At 55.1% G+C, this 15609-nt stretch carries 14 protein-coding genes; 6 read left to right on the top strand and 8 right to left on the bottom strand.

Annotated elements, in window-relative coordinates; all coding sequences use genetic code 11:
- Positions 1-302: 302 nt before the first annotated feature.
- Positions 303-1040 (bottom strand): UTRA domain-containing protein, encoded by a 738-nt coding sequence (locus tag AC07UI_RS14755; RefSeq protein ID WP_494993184.1) that lies wholly within the window; start codon positions 1038-1040, stop codon positions 303-305.
- A gap of 396 nt (positions 1041-1436) precedes the next feature.
- Between AC07UI_RS14755 and AC07UI_RS14750 the strand changes: the two genes are divergently transcribed.
- From AC07UI_RS14750 to AC07UI_RS14725, 6 genes are all read left to right on the top strand, one after another.
- On the top strand, positions 1437-2492 hold the full coding sequence (locus AC07UI_RS14750; RefSeq protein ID WP_494993183.1) for an ABC transporter substrate-binding protein: 1056 nt from the start codon (positions 1437-1439) through the stop codon (positions 2490-2492).
- A gap of 202 nt (positions 2493-2694) precedes the next feature.
- Positions 2695-3555 carry an ABC transporter permease gene (locus AC07UI_RS14745; protein ID WP_494993364.1) on the top strand — a complete coding sequence of 287 codons (861 nt, stop codon included), beginning with the start codon at positions 2695-2697 and terminating at the stop codon, positions 3553-3555.
- Positions 3545-4315 carry an ABC transporter permease gene (locus tag AC07UI_RS14740; protein WP_494993182.1) on the top strand — a complete coding sequence of 257 codons (771 nt, stop codon included), beginning with the start codon at positions 3545-3547 and terminating at the stop codon, positions 4313-4315. Before AC07UI_RS14745 ends, AC07UI_RS14740 begins: the two co-directional genes overlap by 11 nt.
- A gap of 9 nt (positions 4316-4324) precedes the next feature.
- Positions 4325-5353, top strand: coding sequence for an ABC transporter ATP-binding protein (locus tag AC07UI_RS14735; RefSeq protein ID WP_494993181.1), 1029 nt, complete (start codon positions 4325-4327; stop codon positions 5351-5353).
- The gene (locus AC07UI_RS14730; RefSeq protein ID WP_494993180.1) at positions 5350-6057 is read left to right on the top strand and encodes an HAD family hydrolase; all 708 of its coding nucleotides are present in this window, start codon (positions 5350-5352) and stop codon (positions 6055-6057) included. Before AC07UI_RS14735 ends, AC07UI_RS14730 begins: the two co-directional genes overlap by 4 nt.
- Positions 6048-7151 (top strand): sugar phosphate isomerase/epimerase family protein, encoded by a 1104-nt coding sequence (locus AC07UI_RS14725; protein ID WP_494993179.1) that lies wholly within the window; start codon positions 6048-6050, stop codon positions 7149-7151. The genes AC07UI_RS14730 and AC07UI_RS14725 overlap by 10 nt, the downstream gene beginning before the upstream one ends.
- A gap of 110 nt (positions 7152-7261) precedes the next feature.
- Here AC07UI_RS14725 and AC07UI_RS14720 read toward each other — a convergent pair whose 3' ends face one another.
- The 7 genes from AC07UI_RS14720 to glyA form a co-directional block, all read right to left on the bottom strand.
- Positions 7262-8155: a polysaccharide deacetylase family protein gene (locus tag AC07UI_RS14720; protein WP_494993178.1), complete on the bottom strand. Its 894-nt coding sequence runs from the start codon at positions 8153-8155 to the stop codon at positions 7262-7264.
- Positions 8156-8216: 61 nt separating this feature from the next.
- Complete coding sequence (locus AC07UI_RS14715; protein ID WP_494993177.1) at positions 8217-9125, bottom strand: NAD-dependent epimerase/dehydratase family protein; 909 nt, start codon at positions 9123-9125, stop codon at positions 8217-8219.
- An 89-nt stretch (positions 9126-9214) separates the two neighbouring features.
- A complete protein-coding gene (locus AC07UI_RS14710) occupies positions 9215-9949 on the bottom strand; it encodes an SDR family NAD(P)-dependent oxidoreductase (protein ID WP_494993176.1) in 735 nt (244 codons plus the stop codon).
- 97 nt (positions 9950-10046) lie between these two features.
- Positions 10047-11477, bottom strand: a complete 1431-nt coding sequence (locus AC07UI_RS14705; protein WP_494993175.1) for an APC family permease — start codon at positions 11475-11477, stop codon at positions 10047-10049.
- A gap of 623 nt (positions 11478-12100) precedes the next feature.
- Positions 12101-13078 (bottom strand): lipoyl synthase, encoded by a 978-nt coding sequence (gene lipA, locus AC07UI_RS14700; RefSeq protein WP_494993174.1) that lies wholly within the window; start codon positions 13076-13078, stop codon positions 12101-12103.
- 46 nt (positions 13079-13124) lie between these two features.
- Positions 13125-14246, bottom strand: a complete 1122-nt coding sequence (gcvT, locus tag AC07UI_RS14695; RefSeq protein ID WP_494993173.1) for a glycine cleavage system aminomethyltransferase GcvT — start codon at positions 14244-14246, stop codon at positions 13125-13127.
- Positions 14247-14325: 79 nt separating this feature from the next.
- Positions 14326-15582 carry a serine hydroxymethyltransferase gene (glyA, locus tag AC07UI_RS14690; protein WP_494993172.1) on the bottom strand — a complete coding sequence of 419 codons (1257 nt, stop codon included), beginning with the start codon at positions 15580-15582 and terminating at the stop codon, positions 14326-14328.
- Positions 15583-15609 lie beyond the last annotated feature (27 nt).

The raw sequence follows: 15609 nt of genomic DNA, 5'->3' as shown, positions 1-15609 counted from the left end.
CCACAGCGAACGAAGTGAAGCGCAACTGCATGAGGGCGACCGAGTGTGGGGAGGAAGCGTGAATCGAAGCCATGAGCCGATGTACAAGAACCGGATACAAGGCGAAGCCGACCAGGGCGAGCGGGCACAAAATCGCGAAGCTCTTGTGGTCAAGGGTCAGGCGGCGTAAATCCGGCGGTTGTGTGGTGAAGGATTGCGTTCTTACCTGGGGAGATCTCGCCTTGTGCCTGAAAGGGCGACGGCGCTAGCCGGAGCGAGAAGTCAGCAGAGGCCGTGTATCATCCGCTCAACCATGAGGATGGTTAAGCTATCTTGTCAGAATGCAGTGTTTGGCTATCCATAGAAATTCGGACTGCGTCATGACGCCAAAACTCGCGATCGCAATCAAGAATTTGTCCATGTTGGTCATAGTTGACGCGAATGATCATTAACAGCGGGCTACCTTCTGGCAGGTTGAGATAATTCGCCACGCTAGCCTGCGCCGCAGTGGGGTAAATATCAAAAGTGGCGCGGCCGCATTGGATGTCATAATGCTTTCGGTAAATGGATGTCAGCGACTGAGTCAAATCAAGCTTCAATATATCCGGGACAAATTCTGGTTTCAGATAATGTTCTACAAACATGACGACGCGCCCATCGACATAACGTAGGCGACGTATGCAGTGCAGCATGCTTGACGGTGGCACCGCCAACTTCAGGCATAACTCCGGGCTCGCCAATTCCGTACTGGTCGAAATGACCTGTGTGAGCGCCTTGCGCCCCTGACTTTCGACCATCTGGTGGAACAGCGAATTTGTGAAGGGGTTGTACACCAGTCGAGGTGGGGTAACAAACCAGCCGCGCCGGCTTTCCCGATAGATCGATCCTTCCGCCTCCATTCTTTGCAGGGCTTCTCTGAGCGTGATGCGGGTTGTGGAAAACAGGTCGCTCAGCTCTCGCTCGGAAGGGAGCTTGCTACCGGACGCCAGCGTGCCATTGATGATTTGCGTTGCCAATGCGTGATAGATGGTGGCAGCTTGGGTAGTGATTTTTTCTGTCACGGTGTTGGTCTGGATGATTTTAGAGCGCTGATATTATCCCAGTTCATGATTTCATTACCTTTACGACATTCAACTGACTCTCTTCGGGCACACCTCGCCCACTACCCCTCTGACGTTTGATCACCCGAAGCGGGTGCTCGACCTTCGTCCGCGTTTGCGCTCAGGTGCATCTTGGGATCGCGTTTACCTTCCTTGTTCCTGGTCGAGCCGGGCACGTGAATGTGCTGCAACGACAGCCCTCAGTGCGCCTCGATCAACGCCAGCAGGTCGCTCCAGGGCAGCACCTGTTCCATCTCGATCAGGTGCTTAACGCGTCCCAAGTGTCACATTTCGGTCATTTTTTATGGGTAGCATCCAGTTTCCGCCTCAATCTGGTCTATACCACACGGCTATCCCATGAAAAAAATGCTGATTACGAGTTTGCTTGCAAGTGCCTTGTCGATTGCAGTTTCTAGTGCGTACGCGCAGCCGGACCTGGATGTTTTAGTCGCCGCCGCCAAAAAAGAAGGCGCGGTCAATAGCTTGGGCATGCCGGATAACTGGGCGAACTGGAAAGATACGTGGGCCCAGATCACGCAAAAATACGGCCTGGTACATCAGGACACCGACATGAGTTCGGGACAGGAAGTCGCAAAATTCGAAGCTGAAAAATCAAACGCGTCAGGCGATATCGGCGACGTTGGCCAATCTTTCGGCCCGATTGCAGTCAGAAAGGGCGTTACCCAAGCCTACAAACCGACCACCTGGGACGATATTCCGGCTTGGGCCAAGGACGCAGACGGTCATTGGATGGTGGCCTACAGCGGGACCATTTCCTTCATCAGCAACAACAAGCTGGTCAAGGATCCGCCTAAGTCCTGGGGCGATTTGCTCAAAGGCAACTATAAGGTCACCGTAGGCGAAGTGGGCGTCTCGGCGCAGGCCAATAGCGCTCTGCTGGCAGCGGCGATTGCCAATGGCGGCAATGAAAAGAATCTGCAACCTGCGTATAAGTTATTTGCCGAGCTGGCTAAACAAGGGCGGCTTTCCATGACCGATGCGAATATCGCCAACATGGAAAAAGGTGAGGTGGAAGTTGCGCTGTTATGGGACTTCACATCATTAAGCTACCGCGACAAGATCGATCCATCGCAGTTCACGGTATCCATTCCCGTGGACGGTAGCGTGAGTGCCGGTTATTCAACCCTCATCAACAAATACGCACAGCATCCGAACGCCGCCAAACTGGCGCGTGAATACATCTTCAGCGATGCCGGCCAGATTAACCTGGCGCGTGGTTATGCGCGCCCGATTCGCAGCAACGTCGTCCTGCCGCAGGACGTAACAGACAAGATGCTGTCGGCTGAGCAATATCGTAACGCCAAACCGATCCAGGATTTTGCAGCTTGGGAGACGACCACCAAGGCCATACCACGACAGTGGCAAGAACAAGTCATGATTTATAACAAGTAATTCCACCCGCGTTAGTTCGCTTCTAAAAACCTACTGCGCGACTTGGGTCGTTCGCTATGGTTTTTAGAGGTGAGCATTGGAACAGAGAACAGGGCAATGGTCGCACTAAGGTTTTGCTGCGGCCGTATCTCGCGCTCACTTATCAAAAACCATGTAATACGGAATTGCTAGCTGTATGACATCTGCATCGAATCCGCTGGCAATGCCAGCGACTATCGACACCCCGCATTACCCGCGCTTTCGCCACTGGCGGGCGGCGTTGGTCCTGCTGCCCTTGTTATGTGTATTGGTGCTGTTTTCACTGGCACCGACAGCATGGCTGCTGATCAACAGCGTGCAGGTTGATGGCGCATGGTCGCTGGCCAATTTCAGCGAGATCCTGCATTCGCCGTTTTACCGGCAGGCCTTTGGCAACAGCCTTTGGGTTTGCGTCTGCTCCAGCCTGATTGGATTAGCCATCGCGCTGGTGGCCGCCGCTTCGTTGAAACGGGTGGATTGCGTTGTCCGCGACATGACGGTGGCATTCACCAATATGGCCAGCAATCTGAGTGGCGTGTCATTGGCATTCGCCTTCATTATCGTGATGGGAACCAATGGCGCCGTGACATTGCTCTTGCGGCGATGGGGTTGGCTGGCTGACTTTAATCTATACACGCAGACTGGGCTGACGCTGATTTACAGCTATTTCCAGATACCACTCGCGGTACTGTTGCTCTATCCAGCCTTTGATGCGCTGCAAGACGATTGGCAAGAGGCCGCCTCCTTGCTGGGTGCCAGCCGTGCCAGTTACTGGCGCCTGGTTGCGTTACCGGTGCTGCTGCCAGCGATATTCGGCACTTTCATTTTGTTGTTGGCTAATGCCATGGGGGCGTATGCCAGTGCATACGCACTGATGACCTCTAACTACAACCTGGTCACCATCCGCATTTCCAGCCTGGTAGCTGGGGACATTTCTCTGGAACCGAATCTGGCGGCAGCACTGTCCGTGCTTCTGGTGGCGATGCTGGTGTTCGTGGCGATGGTCAACCAGTTCTTAATGAAGAGAAGCTACCATGCACACTAACCGTTATCACCAGTTGGTGCTGTTTGGCTTGATGGCTCTACTCAGTATCCCTGTTCTGGCGACCCTGATTTATTCATTTTCCCAGCACTGGAGTGCAACGATATTACCCGAGGGGCTGACGTTCGACTGGTATCTAAAGTTGTGGCAAGAGCCGCGCTTCTTGACCGCATTTAGCCACTCCCTGTTGATTGCACTGGGCACATTGGTTTTCAGCACAGTGGTCATCGTGCCTGCCGCATTTGTTGTGTTCTATTATTTTCCGCACTTGGATCGTTGGATGAACATCCTGATTTTGATCCAGTTCGCGGTGCCGCCTGTGGTCTCGTCAGTGGGCTTGTTGCAGATTTATGCCGACGGCCCGTTACCGCTGATCGGTACGCCGTGGGTACTGATAGGGTGCTATTTCACGATTGTCCTGCCGTTCATGTACCGGGCACTCGCCAACGGTCTGCAAGGGCTGAACGTGCGTGACCTGATGGATGCGGCGCATCTGCTAGGGGCAAGCACTTCCGCGGCTTTTTTGCGGGTGATCTTGCCGAATATCCGCAAGGGCCTGATGGCATCGTTGTTTCTCTCGTTCTCCTTCCTGCTGGGCGAGTTTGTATTTGCCAACATACTGGTTGGCAGCCGTTACGAAACCTTGAACGTCTATCTCTATTCCGTGCGCTCCACCAGCGGCCATTTTATGAGTGCCGTGGTGATGAGCTATTTCATATTTACGCTGGGCGTGACCTGGATTGCCACCCGCTTGAGTCGATAGGACTGTGCGATGAATTATCTTGAAGTATCCAACTTGTCGAAATACTTCGGCAAAGGCTCGGGCAAGACCCGCGTGTTTGACGACATCAATTTCAATATCAAGGAAGGCGAACTGGTGACCCTGCTCGGTCCCAGTGGCTGCGGCAAGTCGACCTTATTGCGCTGCGTCGCCGGTTTAACTGAAGTCGATAGCGGCCAGATTCATGTGGCGGGAAATAACATTACCCATGTTGCTCCGCAAAAACGCGGCATAGGCATGGTATTCCAGAGTTATGCGTTGTTTCCGAATCTGACGGTGATGGGCAATATTGCCTTCGGCCTGAAAATGCAGGGCGTCTGTGTCGATGAAACCTTCCAACGAGTGACCGACGCGGTACGTCTGGTTGAATTGCAGGGGCACGAGAATAAATTCGTGAGTCAGCTCTCCGGCGGCCAGCGTCAGCGTGTCGCCCTGGCGCGGGCATTGGTGGTGCGGCCGCGCATCCTGTTGCTGGATGAACCACTGTCGGCACTGGATGCGCGCATCCGCAAGAACTTGCAGGAAGAGATCAGACGGATCCAGTCGCAGCTGAAACTGACGACCATTTTCGTGACCCACGATCAGGAAGAAGCGCTGATGCTGTCCGACCGCATCATTGTCATGGATGGCGGTCGCATCGTACAGGAAGGGAGCGCGGAGACCATCTACACCCGTCCAGCCAATGGTTTTGTAGCGCGCTTCATGGGCAGCTACAACCTGCTGGATGCCAGCCAGGCGGAACAACTGCTTGGCCTGCACATACAAGGGCAACTGGCAATCCGGCCAGAAGCGATCCATGTGGCGCAAGCTGGCCGCAGCTATGGCCCACATCTGGGCGCGCCGTGCCGCGCCACGGTACGTCACCATCAACTGCTTGGTAATGTCATTCGTTACCACGTCGATGCGCAAGGCTGCTCGTTGATGGTCGATATGCTCAATCGCAGTTCGCAATCCTTGCTGCCGGCAGGCGCGCGGCTCGACCTGCTGTTCAATCGTGAAGAACTGCAGGAGGTCGCATGACGATTTTGGCTATTTTTGACATGGACGACACCATTATCGATTGCGATAGTTCCAGTCTCTGGCTGCGCTATCTGGTGCAGCGCGGTGTGGCAGCAGCCGACATGCTGGTCACCGAGCAGGCGATGATGCAAGCCTATCATCTGGGCGAACTATCCATGGCTCAGTACATGGACTTTACGCTCCAACCGTTGTCTGGAGTGGCCGTCAGCGAAGTGGAACGATGGGCTGATGACTTTGTCTCCAGCATGATTTCCACCCGTATATTTCCAGCCGCGCGTCGGCAAATTGAGTGGCATCGCCAACAGGGAAACACGCTATTAATCATCTCGGCTACGGCTGACTTTATCGTCCGCCGTATCGCGGCCATGCTGGGCGTGAGCGAGGTGATCGCCATCGAGCTTGAACAGGTAGCGGGCAACTTTACCGGTGCGACTAAAGGGGTGCTCAGTTTTCGGGAAGGCAAGGTAGAGCGCTTGCAGGCGTGGCTGCAGGACCATGGCAACAGTTTGCAGGGCAGCTATGGCTACAGTGACTCGGTGAATGATTTGCCGCTATTGCACGCGGTCCAGCACGCGTGCGTCGTCAACCCCGCGCCAGCGCTCAAACAGGTATCCGACCAGCATCAATGGCGACAGTATGACTGGCAGTTGGCGCAACATGAGCCCAGCGTTACGGGTCAGACCCAAGGGGTAGCATGCCGTTGATCCAGTTGCGTTTCGATGCATTATTGCGCCACAAAGCAGCGGGCCTGCCGGTACCTCAGCTAACCCCGGCGCTGGCGACCAAGCTGCTTGAACGACTCGATGGCATGCGCTTGTTCGCCCATGCTTACCCCCAGCTGATGAAGCTGACCTATGGAACATACCGGCCGATTGACCTGCTGGATTTCGCCTATCGTCATGCACTCGACGGCATCAGCATTCATCTACTGGATGGCGAAGAGCGCAGTCTTCAGCGGATGAGCGACGATCAACTGCGCATTGTCAGCCAAAGGGCCGAGGCGCTGGGGTTGGACATCCACCTGGAAATCAGTAGTACCCAAAAGGCGGACGTGGATCGGGTGGTTGAGGTGGCGCATGTTATGGGGGTGCAGAACATCCGCGTCTATTCGCGCTATGGAGGACGGCTTTCCGAGGTTTTAAACACCATCGAATCGGACTTGCACTACCTCGCCAGACAAGCCGAACGGTATGACCTCTACATTGACTTTGAACAGCATGAAGAGCTGAAAAGTAGCGAGATTGTCACACTGCTTGAGCGCATCAATCATCCACGCCTGCACGCGCTGTTCGATTTCGGCAATATGATCAATGCCGCCGAACAACCGTTAGCGGCGCTGAAAACCCTGGCTTCGCATATCCGGCAAGTGCACATGAAAGGTGTGCGTGTCGTTCCCGAGGAAAATGGAGTCGGTCACTATGGCGTACTACAGGGCAGTGCCGAGGATGACCTGCCCAATGCCCGTATGTTGTTCGAGCTGTTGATGCTCGGAGAGAATGGATCCCAGGTCATCGCTTTTATCCTGGAGCAGGAAAACCACTATATCGCCCCCGCATTCCGTCAAGTGGACGAGGGCGAAGACCCCATTATTCCTTACCGAGAGATGAGTCAAACCTCATTGCCCGAAGGTTTTACGCTGGAGCAGATGATGGCCGAGGAGGAGCGTTGGGCAATCAACCAGATTGCTTATGTCCGCGGTCTGCTGCAAGAGTTCAGATTGCTGGCAGAACTTGCGCTTCAGCGGGAGGGGGCCCTGCCAGGAGGAAAGAGTTCATCCATCATTCCTTCAAAATCGTAAAACTCATACTTGGGTCGCGGTCCATATTCAATACCGTTTGATGACTACAAGCAGTAAAAAAGCGGCCATCCACAGATGGCCGCTCTCAATCAGCCTTCCACCAGAGCAGACTATTTATTGGCTTTCACTGGCCCTTGATAGTAAGGCAGGTTATCAATCCGTGGCGTGTAGGCGCCACTCGCCACGCTGTTCTGAACATGCGCCGCGATCTCGTCCATACGAGCGAACCAAACATCGCCTTTAGACATCATATAGTCGATCAGTTTGGTGACCTCATGCCACCGCGCCAGACGACCAGAAAGGAACGGGTGCCAAACCGGTATAAACAGACCTCCGTATTCCCACGCGGCATCAAACTCGGCCTTGAACACCTCAACTGCTCTTTGAGGCGATTGAATCGGCATCTGAAAATCAAGGTCGATACTGTGCATATACTGAGGCCAGTCATCCAGGGCCCAGCTTGAAGGCAGCTCCACCAGTTCGCCAGCAGAGGTCCGTAACAGATAAGGAATATCATCTCCCATCAATGATGCGTCATAACTGAAGCCGCGCTCGATCAACAAGTCAGCAGAGTGCTCTGACATATTGTAGAGCGGTGCCCGCCATCCGCGCGGTGCCTGGCCGGTAAAGCGCTTGATAGTGTCGCAGCCGCGATCGAGCCAGTAAGCTTCCTCGTCTCGACTCAGCTCGTTTGGATGCTCATGTATGTAGCCATGATGGGCAATCTCGTGACCACCTTCGACAATCGCCTCAATGGCTTTGGGATAGTGCTCGATGCACCAGGCCGGGATAAAAAATGTCTGTTTGATCTGGAAACGTCGATACGTCTCCAGAATCCTTGGCACCGCCACATCAGGACCGTATTGCAGCATTGAAATACTGGCAACCCGTGTCGCTGAGTCTTTGGGGTGTGCCACATGCAGAATGCTGTCTGCATCCATATCAAAGGTAAAGGCTACGGCACAGCGTGCGCCATTTGGCCAAATAATAGGGTTGTTAATCATGCTTGCTCCTGACTGCAATAATTACCAAAAATACGTCTGTAACAGCTACCGAGAACTGATATCAATATTCGTGATCAATTAGCCAGTCAGAATAATGTGCTATGCCTTGTTCAAGGCTCCACTGCGCTCGATACCCCAATTCCCGCTCCGCAGCACTAAGATCCCACTCTCCCTGTCGATCCAGATGCCAGTAACCACCACCGATTTCGATCTGGGCAGCAGGCATCAGCTTCCTGATGATATCGACGGCCTCATGCAGCCTCCAGGGACGATCGCCCGCAATATTAAACACACTGCCTTTGATGTCTTTAGCTTCCGTCGCTATCAGTACCGCACGGACAACGTCTTGCACATGAATATAATGGAATCGATGGTCGCCACCGGAAGGCAGTGTGAACTTTTCACCACGATGAACGGCTTTAAGTATATCCCTGAGAATTTGTGGCATTTTATTTTCAGGGCCATAGACTTCCGCAATTCTCAGCGAGATGACTTCCATGCCATAGAGTTCGTTATAGACCCGACCAAAGTGTTCAGTGGCCAGCTTGGTTACACCGTAAGGCGTGGTTGGGTTGACCGGCGCTTGTTCATTAACCACGCCCTCGACATGCCCATAGACCGCCTCGGAAGAGAAATTGACGAGCTTTTTAACGCCTGCCAAGCGCATGGCTTCAAGTAAATGAATGGTGCCATCGATATTGGCCGCCACCGTGGTAATCGGGAGCTCTATGGACAAGTCAGGGTGCGACATGGCCGCTGTATGAATGACGCGATCAACCCCAAACTCCTGGAGGGTCCTGACAATTTTCGGAATATCGAACAACTCACCCTGTACGGCAGTCATGAATTCGGACTTGGCCTCTGAGTAGTCACGATTGTAACTCACCACGTGAACACCTTGCTCACTGAGCTTCTTGGTTAGGTATCGACCCACATAACCCAGACCACCGGTAATCATTACAGCGCTCATTTTGTATTCCTCTTATTATAATTACGCTCGAGCCACTTATTTAATATGGAGAAATCCGGGCTCACTGAAATTCAAGTTCAACCAGTCAATCAGATTGCGGTTCCGCCATTAGGGCTGATCACCTGTCCAACCATGTAATCTCCCGCGGGGCCGGCCAGGGCTTCGACCATGGCCGCAATCTCATCCGGCTTGCCGAAGCGCTTCAATGGAATCGTCTCGCGCGTCTCATCGTTGTATTCGATGGTGTCCTTGATCAGCATGTCCGTCTCGATCGGGCCCGGTGCCACCGTGTTCACCAGGACACCTGACGAGGCAACCTCCTTTGCAACCGCTTTTGTCAGCGCGATCACCCCACCCTTGGAGGCGCAGTACGCCGCGTAGGTCGCAAATCCAATCAGCCCCAACTCGGAGCTGATATTGATGATCCGCCCTTGACCGCGAGCCAGCATGCCCGGCAATACGGCCTGCATACAGGCCCACGTCCCCCCGAGATTGGTGCTGATCATCTGCTCCCACTGAGCCCAGGTCGTCTGTGCAACGGTGGCAGAAACCAGCCGTCCGGCATTATTGACAAGGATGTCGACCCGCCCATAGCGACGCTCTGCCTCCCGGATGATTCCGGCTGCCGCTTCAGGATCACTGACATCCGCTTGAACTGTGATGCCATCGCCACCGTTTTCTTCGGCGAGACCTATCACCGCTTCCAGTTCATCGCTGCAGTCGAAGTAGTTCAGTACCAAATGATCGCCATTGGCAGCAAAGCGCTTGGCGGTCGCCAGCCCAATACCCTTTCCAGCCCCAGTGATAACGACAACGCGCTTCATACGTTCACCTATAGTTTTAATTAGAGTGATATTCAGGCTCGGCAATAGATTCGGCTAAAGCAGGCCTTCATCGTAAAGTTCTGTCTTACCCTCGGCATCATGATTGAACGGATACTTTAGAAAGCACAGTTCGCTTGGAGGTATACGAGCGCCATACCAGGATCATTACCCCGGACACTATTGTCAGCACTCCCAAGTACCAGGCGGTGTACATGTCTTCCGGAGAAACCGGATTTGCCCCAGCGGTATAGCCGATGTATCCCAGCACAAGGATTGCCAGAGACGCCGGGATCGACAGTGCCGACCACATCCAGAAACTGTGACGGCGCCAGCTCATCGCAATGAACGCTGCGATAGCGGCCATGTAGGACATGACCAGCGTGATGGTCACTACGTCGTAGTACCACGAGATCTTATCCAGCGGTTTCCACCAGAGCAGCGCGATGGCGACGGCCGAAACGAGGACGCTGGCCAGCCAGGGGGACTTCGTTTTGTTGACTGAGCGCAACGCTACTGGCAGATGCCCTTCTTCACTCATCCGGTAGAGCGTACGAGCCGCCGCGCTAGAGGAAATTTGCAGTCCGGCGCAGGCTGATGTAATCACCACGAACAATGCGATCCAGGCCATGGCGGGTGGCAAGTAGACGTTAGCGACAGCAGCGATAGGTCCACCATTACCGTCTTCAATGATTGCCGCCAATTTCTCTACCGGCACCGCGAACTGCCAGCCGATAGCCGCGAGGCTGTAAATGAGAAAGGCTGAAGTCAGCACGAGCAGCATTGAGCGTTGAACCGTCCGAACCGGAATTCGCGACTCTTCTATATAGTTGATCGCTGAGTCGAAGTTGGCGAGCATCCAGACGCCGAACAGCACACCCGGTCCAATCGCGGACCAACCACCAGCGCCCTGCAATGAATACATGGAGGTGATCGACAAGTCTTTGACCTGAGGATTGATCAGCCCCAGCAACCCGAGTCCAGCGACAACGCTGATTTCGAAAATCAGAAAGACGCTGGCGACTTTGGCTGTGGCATTGACTCCGTTGCAGGAAATGACCAGGAAGATCAGGATCAGGCTCGTCCCGATCACTTTAGCGCTCAGCAGTCCAGCCACTGCCGGGATCAGCGCCTGTATGTATTCAGTACCGATGATTGCGCACATGGCCATCACCGCAGTGCATGCAACCGCATACGCCCAGCCGAGTACCGTCCCTATACTGGGATGCAGAAATCTCGTAGTGAATGTGAAAATTCCACCTGCTGACGGCGCCTGTCGAGTGAGCGAGATCATGCAGAACGCCATCACCAACATCGGAAAGAAGTACGCAATCAAAATGGCCAGCGGCGCATGGTGGCCTGATATTGAGTAAAGTATCGACATCGAAGAGGCAGCGATCCAGCCTGGCGCATTGAAGCCAAGCGCCGAAAAAGTGACATCCCTGGTATTGAGCGTTGCTTTGTTAAGCGCCGTATCCAGCTCACGGACAGTGCCGTTACGGTCATACCCGATTATTTCATAGAGGTTCATTTTTCAGGCTCTGATTAATAGCTATAGAAGGTGTTATAACGCCAAGTAGTGGTTAGTTACTTGGGCGTCGCTTTTATTATCCAGCTAAGCAGAATGCAGATATTGAAAGTCCGAACAGGTCAAATTATGGCGGTTTACCCCGACTTGGTTTGTGTTGTTTTTTGTGTTCGTTTATCTCGTTGTCCCGAAAAAATCTTCGGCCAGGAATAAATTTTATTCAGGTTTACTTTCAGTTGCCCACATCAATGCGCGCAACGTGCGCCATGTCTGCAAACAGTTGAATTTTGGACTGAGCAAGTAAAATGACAATCGTTCATTCTGGATCGGGGGAGCTGGACACCTGGGACAGCCGGGGTCGCGTTCACAGAGTTATTCATGGTCTACCTATCGATACTGGCTACATTATTCTTGTTTTTGCCTGCTCCCTGGCAACCACCCGAATGTGCTGGCGTCGTCTAGACGCTGAGCGGGATTGGGGCATTATAAGAACGGGCCAAAAATACCTAACATCCACAATCACAGATGCTTGTATCTGAGTTGCCGAAGTAAGCAAATGAGCAAATCGACAACCCAATGACTGGCCAGCGCCCGCTGAAGACATTCAGATTCGAGCCCACTCAAGGTCAGCGACTGCGGCTGTCGTGTACTTGCTGATCGGCACGGTAGGACGATCTTACCAATGGCCCGGAGGCGACGTTCTTGAACCCCATCTCCAACCCCATTTCGGCGAACCAGGCGAAGGTGTCCGGATGCACGAAACGCTGCACCGGCAAGTGGCTGCGAGAGGGTTGCAGGTACTGACCGAGTGTCAGCATGTCGACCTGATGTTCGCGCATACGCTGCATCACCTCGATCACCTCGTCGTCCGTTTCACCCAACCCGAGCATCAGGCCGGACTTGGTCGGCACCTTGGGTACGCGCTCTTTGAAGTTCTGTAGCAACGCCAGCGACCACTGGAAATCCGAGCCCGGGCGCGCAGCCTTGTACAGGCGCGGCACCGTTTCCAGGTTATGGTTGAACACATCGGGTGGCTCCTGCCCGGTGATCGCCAGAGCCACATCCATGCGCCCGCGATAATCCGGTACCAGGGTTTCCAGCATGACGTCCGGCGACAACTTGCGAATCTCACGTAGACAGTCAGCAAAGTGCTGGGCACCGCCGTCGCGCAGGTCATCGCGGTCTACCGAAGTGATCACCACATAGTTCAGACGCAGATCGGCAATGGCGGTCGCCAGATTGCCGGGCTCCTCTGCGTCCAATGGCTTGGGTCGACCGTGACCGACGTCGCAAAAAGGGCAACGGCGAGTGCAGATATCGCCCATGATCATGAAGGTCGCGGTGCCGCCGGAAAAGCACTCACCCAGGTTTGGACAGGAAGCTTCCTCGCAGACACTGTGCAGCTTGTGCTTGCGCAGCAACGCCTTGATCCGCGCCACTTCGGGTGACGTCGATAGCGGTACGCGTATCCAATCGGGTTTGCGCGGGACCTCTTCAGTGGGGAGAATTTTTACCGGAATGCGTGCCACTTTATCGGCACCGCGCAGTTTTACGCCGGGCTGTAGTGGTTGGGGGCGCCTGTCGCTTATCTGCATTTGTGTCATATCCCTGCTCCAAAAGGTCGCGCTCTGCTATGGAGCGCGCACCTGTTCAACCACGGTAGTAACGCTGCTCAATGAATGGTGTTCTGACCACTTGCATAGGCACGACCTTGCCTCGCACCAGGGCGTACACCTCAGTCTCCTGCTGGCTGTATGCATTCTCCACATACCCCATGGCGAGAGGCCCGCCGAGACTGGGACCGAAGCCGCCGCTGGTGACCCGACCGATCACTTGCCGGTCCGCATTGACGATCTGCGTGCCTTCACGCACCGGCGTACGCTCCTTGGGTAGCAGGCCGACGCGCTTGCTGACGACTCCATCACGCTGCTGAGCCAGGATTTGCTCGGCGCCCGGGAAGCCACCGGCACGTACACCGTCTGCCCGGCGAGACTTGGAAATGGCCCAGGCCAGGCTGGCTTCAATCGGCGTAGTACGCTGTTCCATATCGTGCCCGTACAGGCAAAGACCGGCTTCCAGGCGCAACGAGTCGCGCGCTCCCAGGCCGATGGCCTTGACCTCTGGCTCGGCCAACAGCGAGCGAGCCAGGACCATCGCCTGCTCCACAGGAACAGAAATTTCGTAACCATCCTCGCCGGTGTAGCCGGAACGGCTGACATAACAATCGACCCCGAGCAAGCGCACGCGAGCGAACTGCATGAACGTCATGGCCTTCACCTCGGGTGCCAGACGACCCAAGACCTCGGCCGCATGCGGCCCCTGGAGAGCGAGCAAGGCGCGGCTGTCGAATAGCGATTCAACCTCGCAGTGCCCTCCCAGGTGCTGGGTCAAATGAGCCAGATCCTGGTCCTTGCAGGCGGCGTTGACCACCAGAAACAAATGATCCCCGGCATTGGCCACCATCAGGTCATCGAGGATGCCACCATCTTCATTGGTGAACAGCGCATACCGTTGCATGCCTACTGGTAGATCGATGATATCCACTGGCACCAGCGCCTCCAGTGCCTTGGCCGCACCGGCACCGTGAAGTCGGATCTGGCCCATGTGTGAAACATCGAACAGGCCAGCCTGTTCGCGGGTGTGCTGATGTTCTTTCATAACGCCCAAGGGGTATTGCACCGGCATTTGGTAGCCTGCGAACGGCACCATGCGGGCGCCAAGTTCAAGGTGCAGTGCGTGCAAGGATGTTTTCGCGAGGGTTTCGGTGGTCATGCAACAAACTCCAAACTGAAAAGTACGATCCGCAAGAGCGAGCAAGCTCGCTCCTGATCACCTTGTAGCGCGAGGCGAATCAGTCGCGGTAAACAGGGAAATCACTGCACATGGCGGCGGCCTGTCTGGCGATATGGGCCTCGACATCGGCATCGCCGAGATGATCGAGGATGTCGCAAATCCAGCCAGCCAGCTCAATGCTCTGAGCTTCCTTGAAACCACGGCTGGTGATCGCTGGCGTGCCAATGCGCAGGCCTGAGGTCACGAACGGCGATTGTGGGTCGTTCGGTACGGCATTCTTGTTGACGGTGATACCGGCACGACCGAGGGCGGCGTCGGCGTCTTTGCCGGTCAGGCCCTGACGAATCAGGCTGACCAGGAACAGGTGGTTGTCGGTGCCGCCGGACACTACATCGTAGCCACGCTGGATAAAGACTTCAGCCATCGCCTGGGCGTTGCGGATCACTTGTGCCTGATAGGTCTTGAAGCCTGGCTCCAGCGCTTCCTTGAAGCACACGGCCTTGGCGGCGATCACATGCATCAGCGGGCCGCCCTGACCACCAGGGAATACGGCAGCGTTGAGTTTCTTTTCCAGCTCTTCGTTGGCACGGGCCAGGATCAGTCCGCCACGTGGACCACGCAGGGTTTTGTGAGTGGTGGTGGTGACCACGTCAGCGTACGGCAGCGGGTTCGGGTACAGACCGGCAGCGACCAGACCGGCGACGTGAGCCATGTCGACGAACAGATAAGCGCCGACTTTGTCGACGATCTGACGGAAGCGTGGGAAATCCAGGGTTTTCGAGTAGGCGGAGAAACCGGCGATGATCATTTTTGGCTTGTGCTCGACGGCCAGGCGCTCGACTTCGTCGTAGTCGATCAGCCCGGTCGTGGTGTCGATGCCGTACTGCACCGCGTTATACAGTTTTCCGGAAAAGCTGACTTTGGCGCCGTGGGTCAGGTGGCCGCCGTGGGCCAGGCTCATGCCCAGCACGGTGTCACCGGCCTGCAGCAGGGCCAGATAGACCGCTGCGTTGGCCTGGCTACCGGAGTGCGGCTGGACGTTGGCGTAATCGGCGCCGAACAACTGTTTGGCTCGATCAATGGCCAGTTGCTCGACCACGTCGACGTGTTCGCAGCCGCCGTAATAGCGCTTGCCTGGATAGCCTTCGGCGTACTTGTTGGTCAGGCCACTGCCTTGCGCCTCCATCACCCGTTGGCTGGTGTAGTTTTCCGAGGCGATCAACTCGATGTGGTGCTCTTGCCGTGCATCTTCGGCATTCATCGCTGCCAGCAGTTCGTCGTCGTAGCCTTTGATCTGGTCGTGCTTGCTGAACATAGTGAAATCCTCTGTTGTTCTTGATGA

It is taken from the genome of Pseudomonas sp. GW821-FHT04C07 (assembly GCF_059420325.1).
Note: the sequence above shows the minus strand (reverse complement) of the source record. Positions and strands in the feature narration are given on the sequence as shown.

Coding starts and splice junctions, on each gene's coding strand:
- AC07UI_RS14750 (WP_494993183.1), top strand. CDS start 1,437: ATGAAAAAAATGCTGATTACGAGTTTGCTTGCAAGTGCCTTGTCGATT.
- AC07UI_RS14745 (WP_494993364.1), top strand. CDS start 2,695: ATGCCAGCGACTATCGACACCCCGCATTACCCGCGCTTTCGCCACTGG.
- AC07UI_RS14740 (WP_494993182.1), top strand. CDS start 3,545: ATGCACACTAACCGTTATCACCAGTTGGTGCTGTTTGGCTTGATGGCT.
- AC07UI_RS14735 (WP_494993181.1), top strand. CDS start 4,325: ATGAATTATCTTGAAGTATCCAACTTGTCGAAATACTTCGGCAAAGGC.
- AC07UI_RS14730 (WP_494993180.1), top strand. CDS start 5,350: ATGACGATTTTGGCTATTTTTGACATGGACGACACCATTATCGATTGC.
- AC07UI_RS14725 (WP_494993179.1), top strand. CDS start 6,048: ATGCCGTTGATCCAGTTGCGTTTCGATGCATTATTGCGCCACAAAGCA.
- AC07UI_RS14720 (WP_494993178.1), bottom strand. CDS start 8,155: ATGATTAACAACCCTATTATTTGGCCAAATGGCGCACGCTGTGCCGTA.
- AC07UI_RS14715 (WP_494993177.1), bottom strand. CDS start 9,125: ATGAGCGCTGTAATGATTACCGGTGGTCTGGGTTATGTGGGTCGATAC.
- AC07UI_RS14710 (WP_494993176.1), bottom strand. CDS start 9,949: ATGAAGCGCGTTGTCGTTATCACTGGGGCTGGAAAGGGTATTGGGCTG.
- AC07UI_RS14705 (WP_494993175.1), bottom strand. CDS start 11,477: ATGAACCTCTATGAAATAATCGGGTATGACCGTAACGGCACTGTCCGT.
- lipA (WP_494993174.1), bottom strand. CDS start 13,078: ATGACACAAATGCAGATAAGCGACAGGCGCCCCCAACCACTACAGCCC.
- gcvT (WP_494993173.1), bottom strand. CDS start 14,246: ATGACCACCGAAACCCTCGCGAAAACATCCTTGCACGCACTGCACCTT.
- glyA (WP_494993172.1), bottom strand. CDS start 15,582: ATGTTCAGCAAGCACGACCAGATCAAAGGCTACGACGACGAACTGCTG.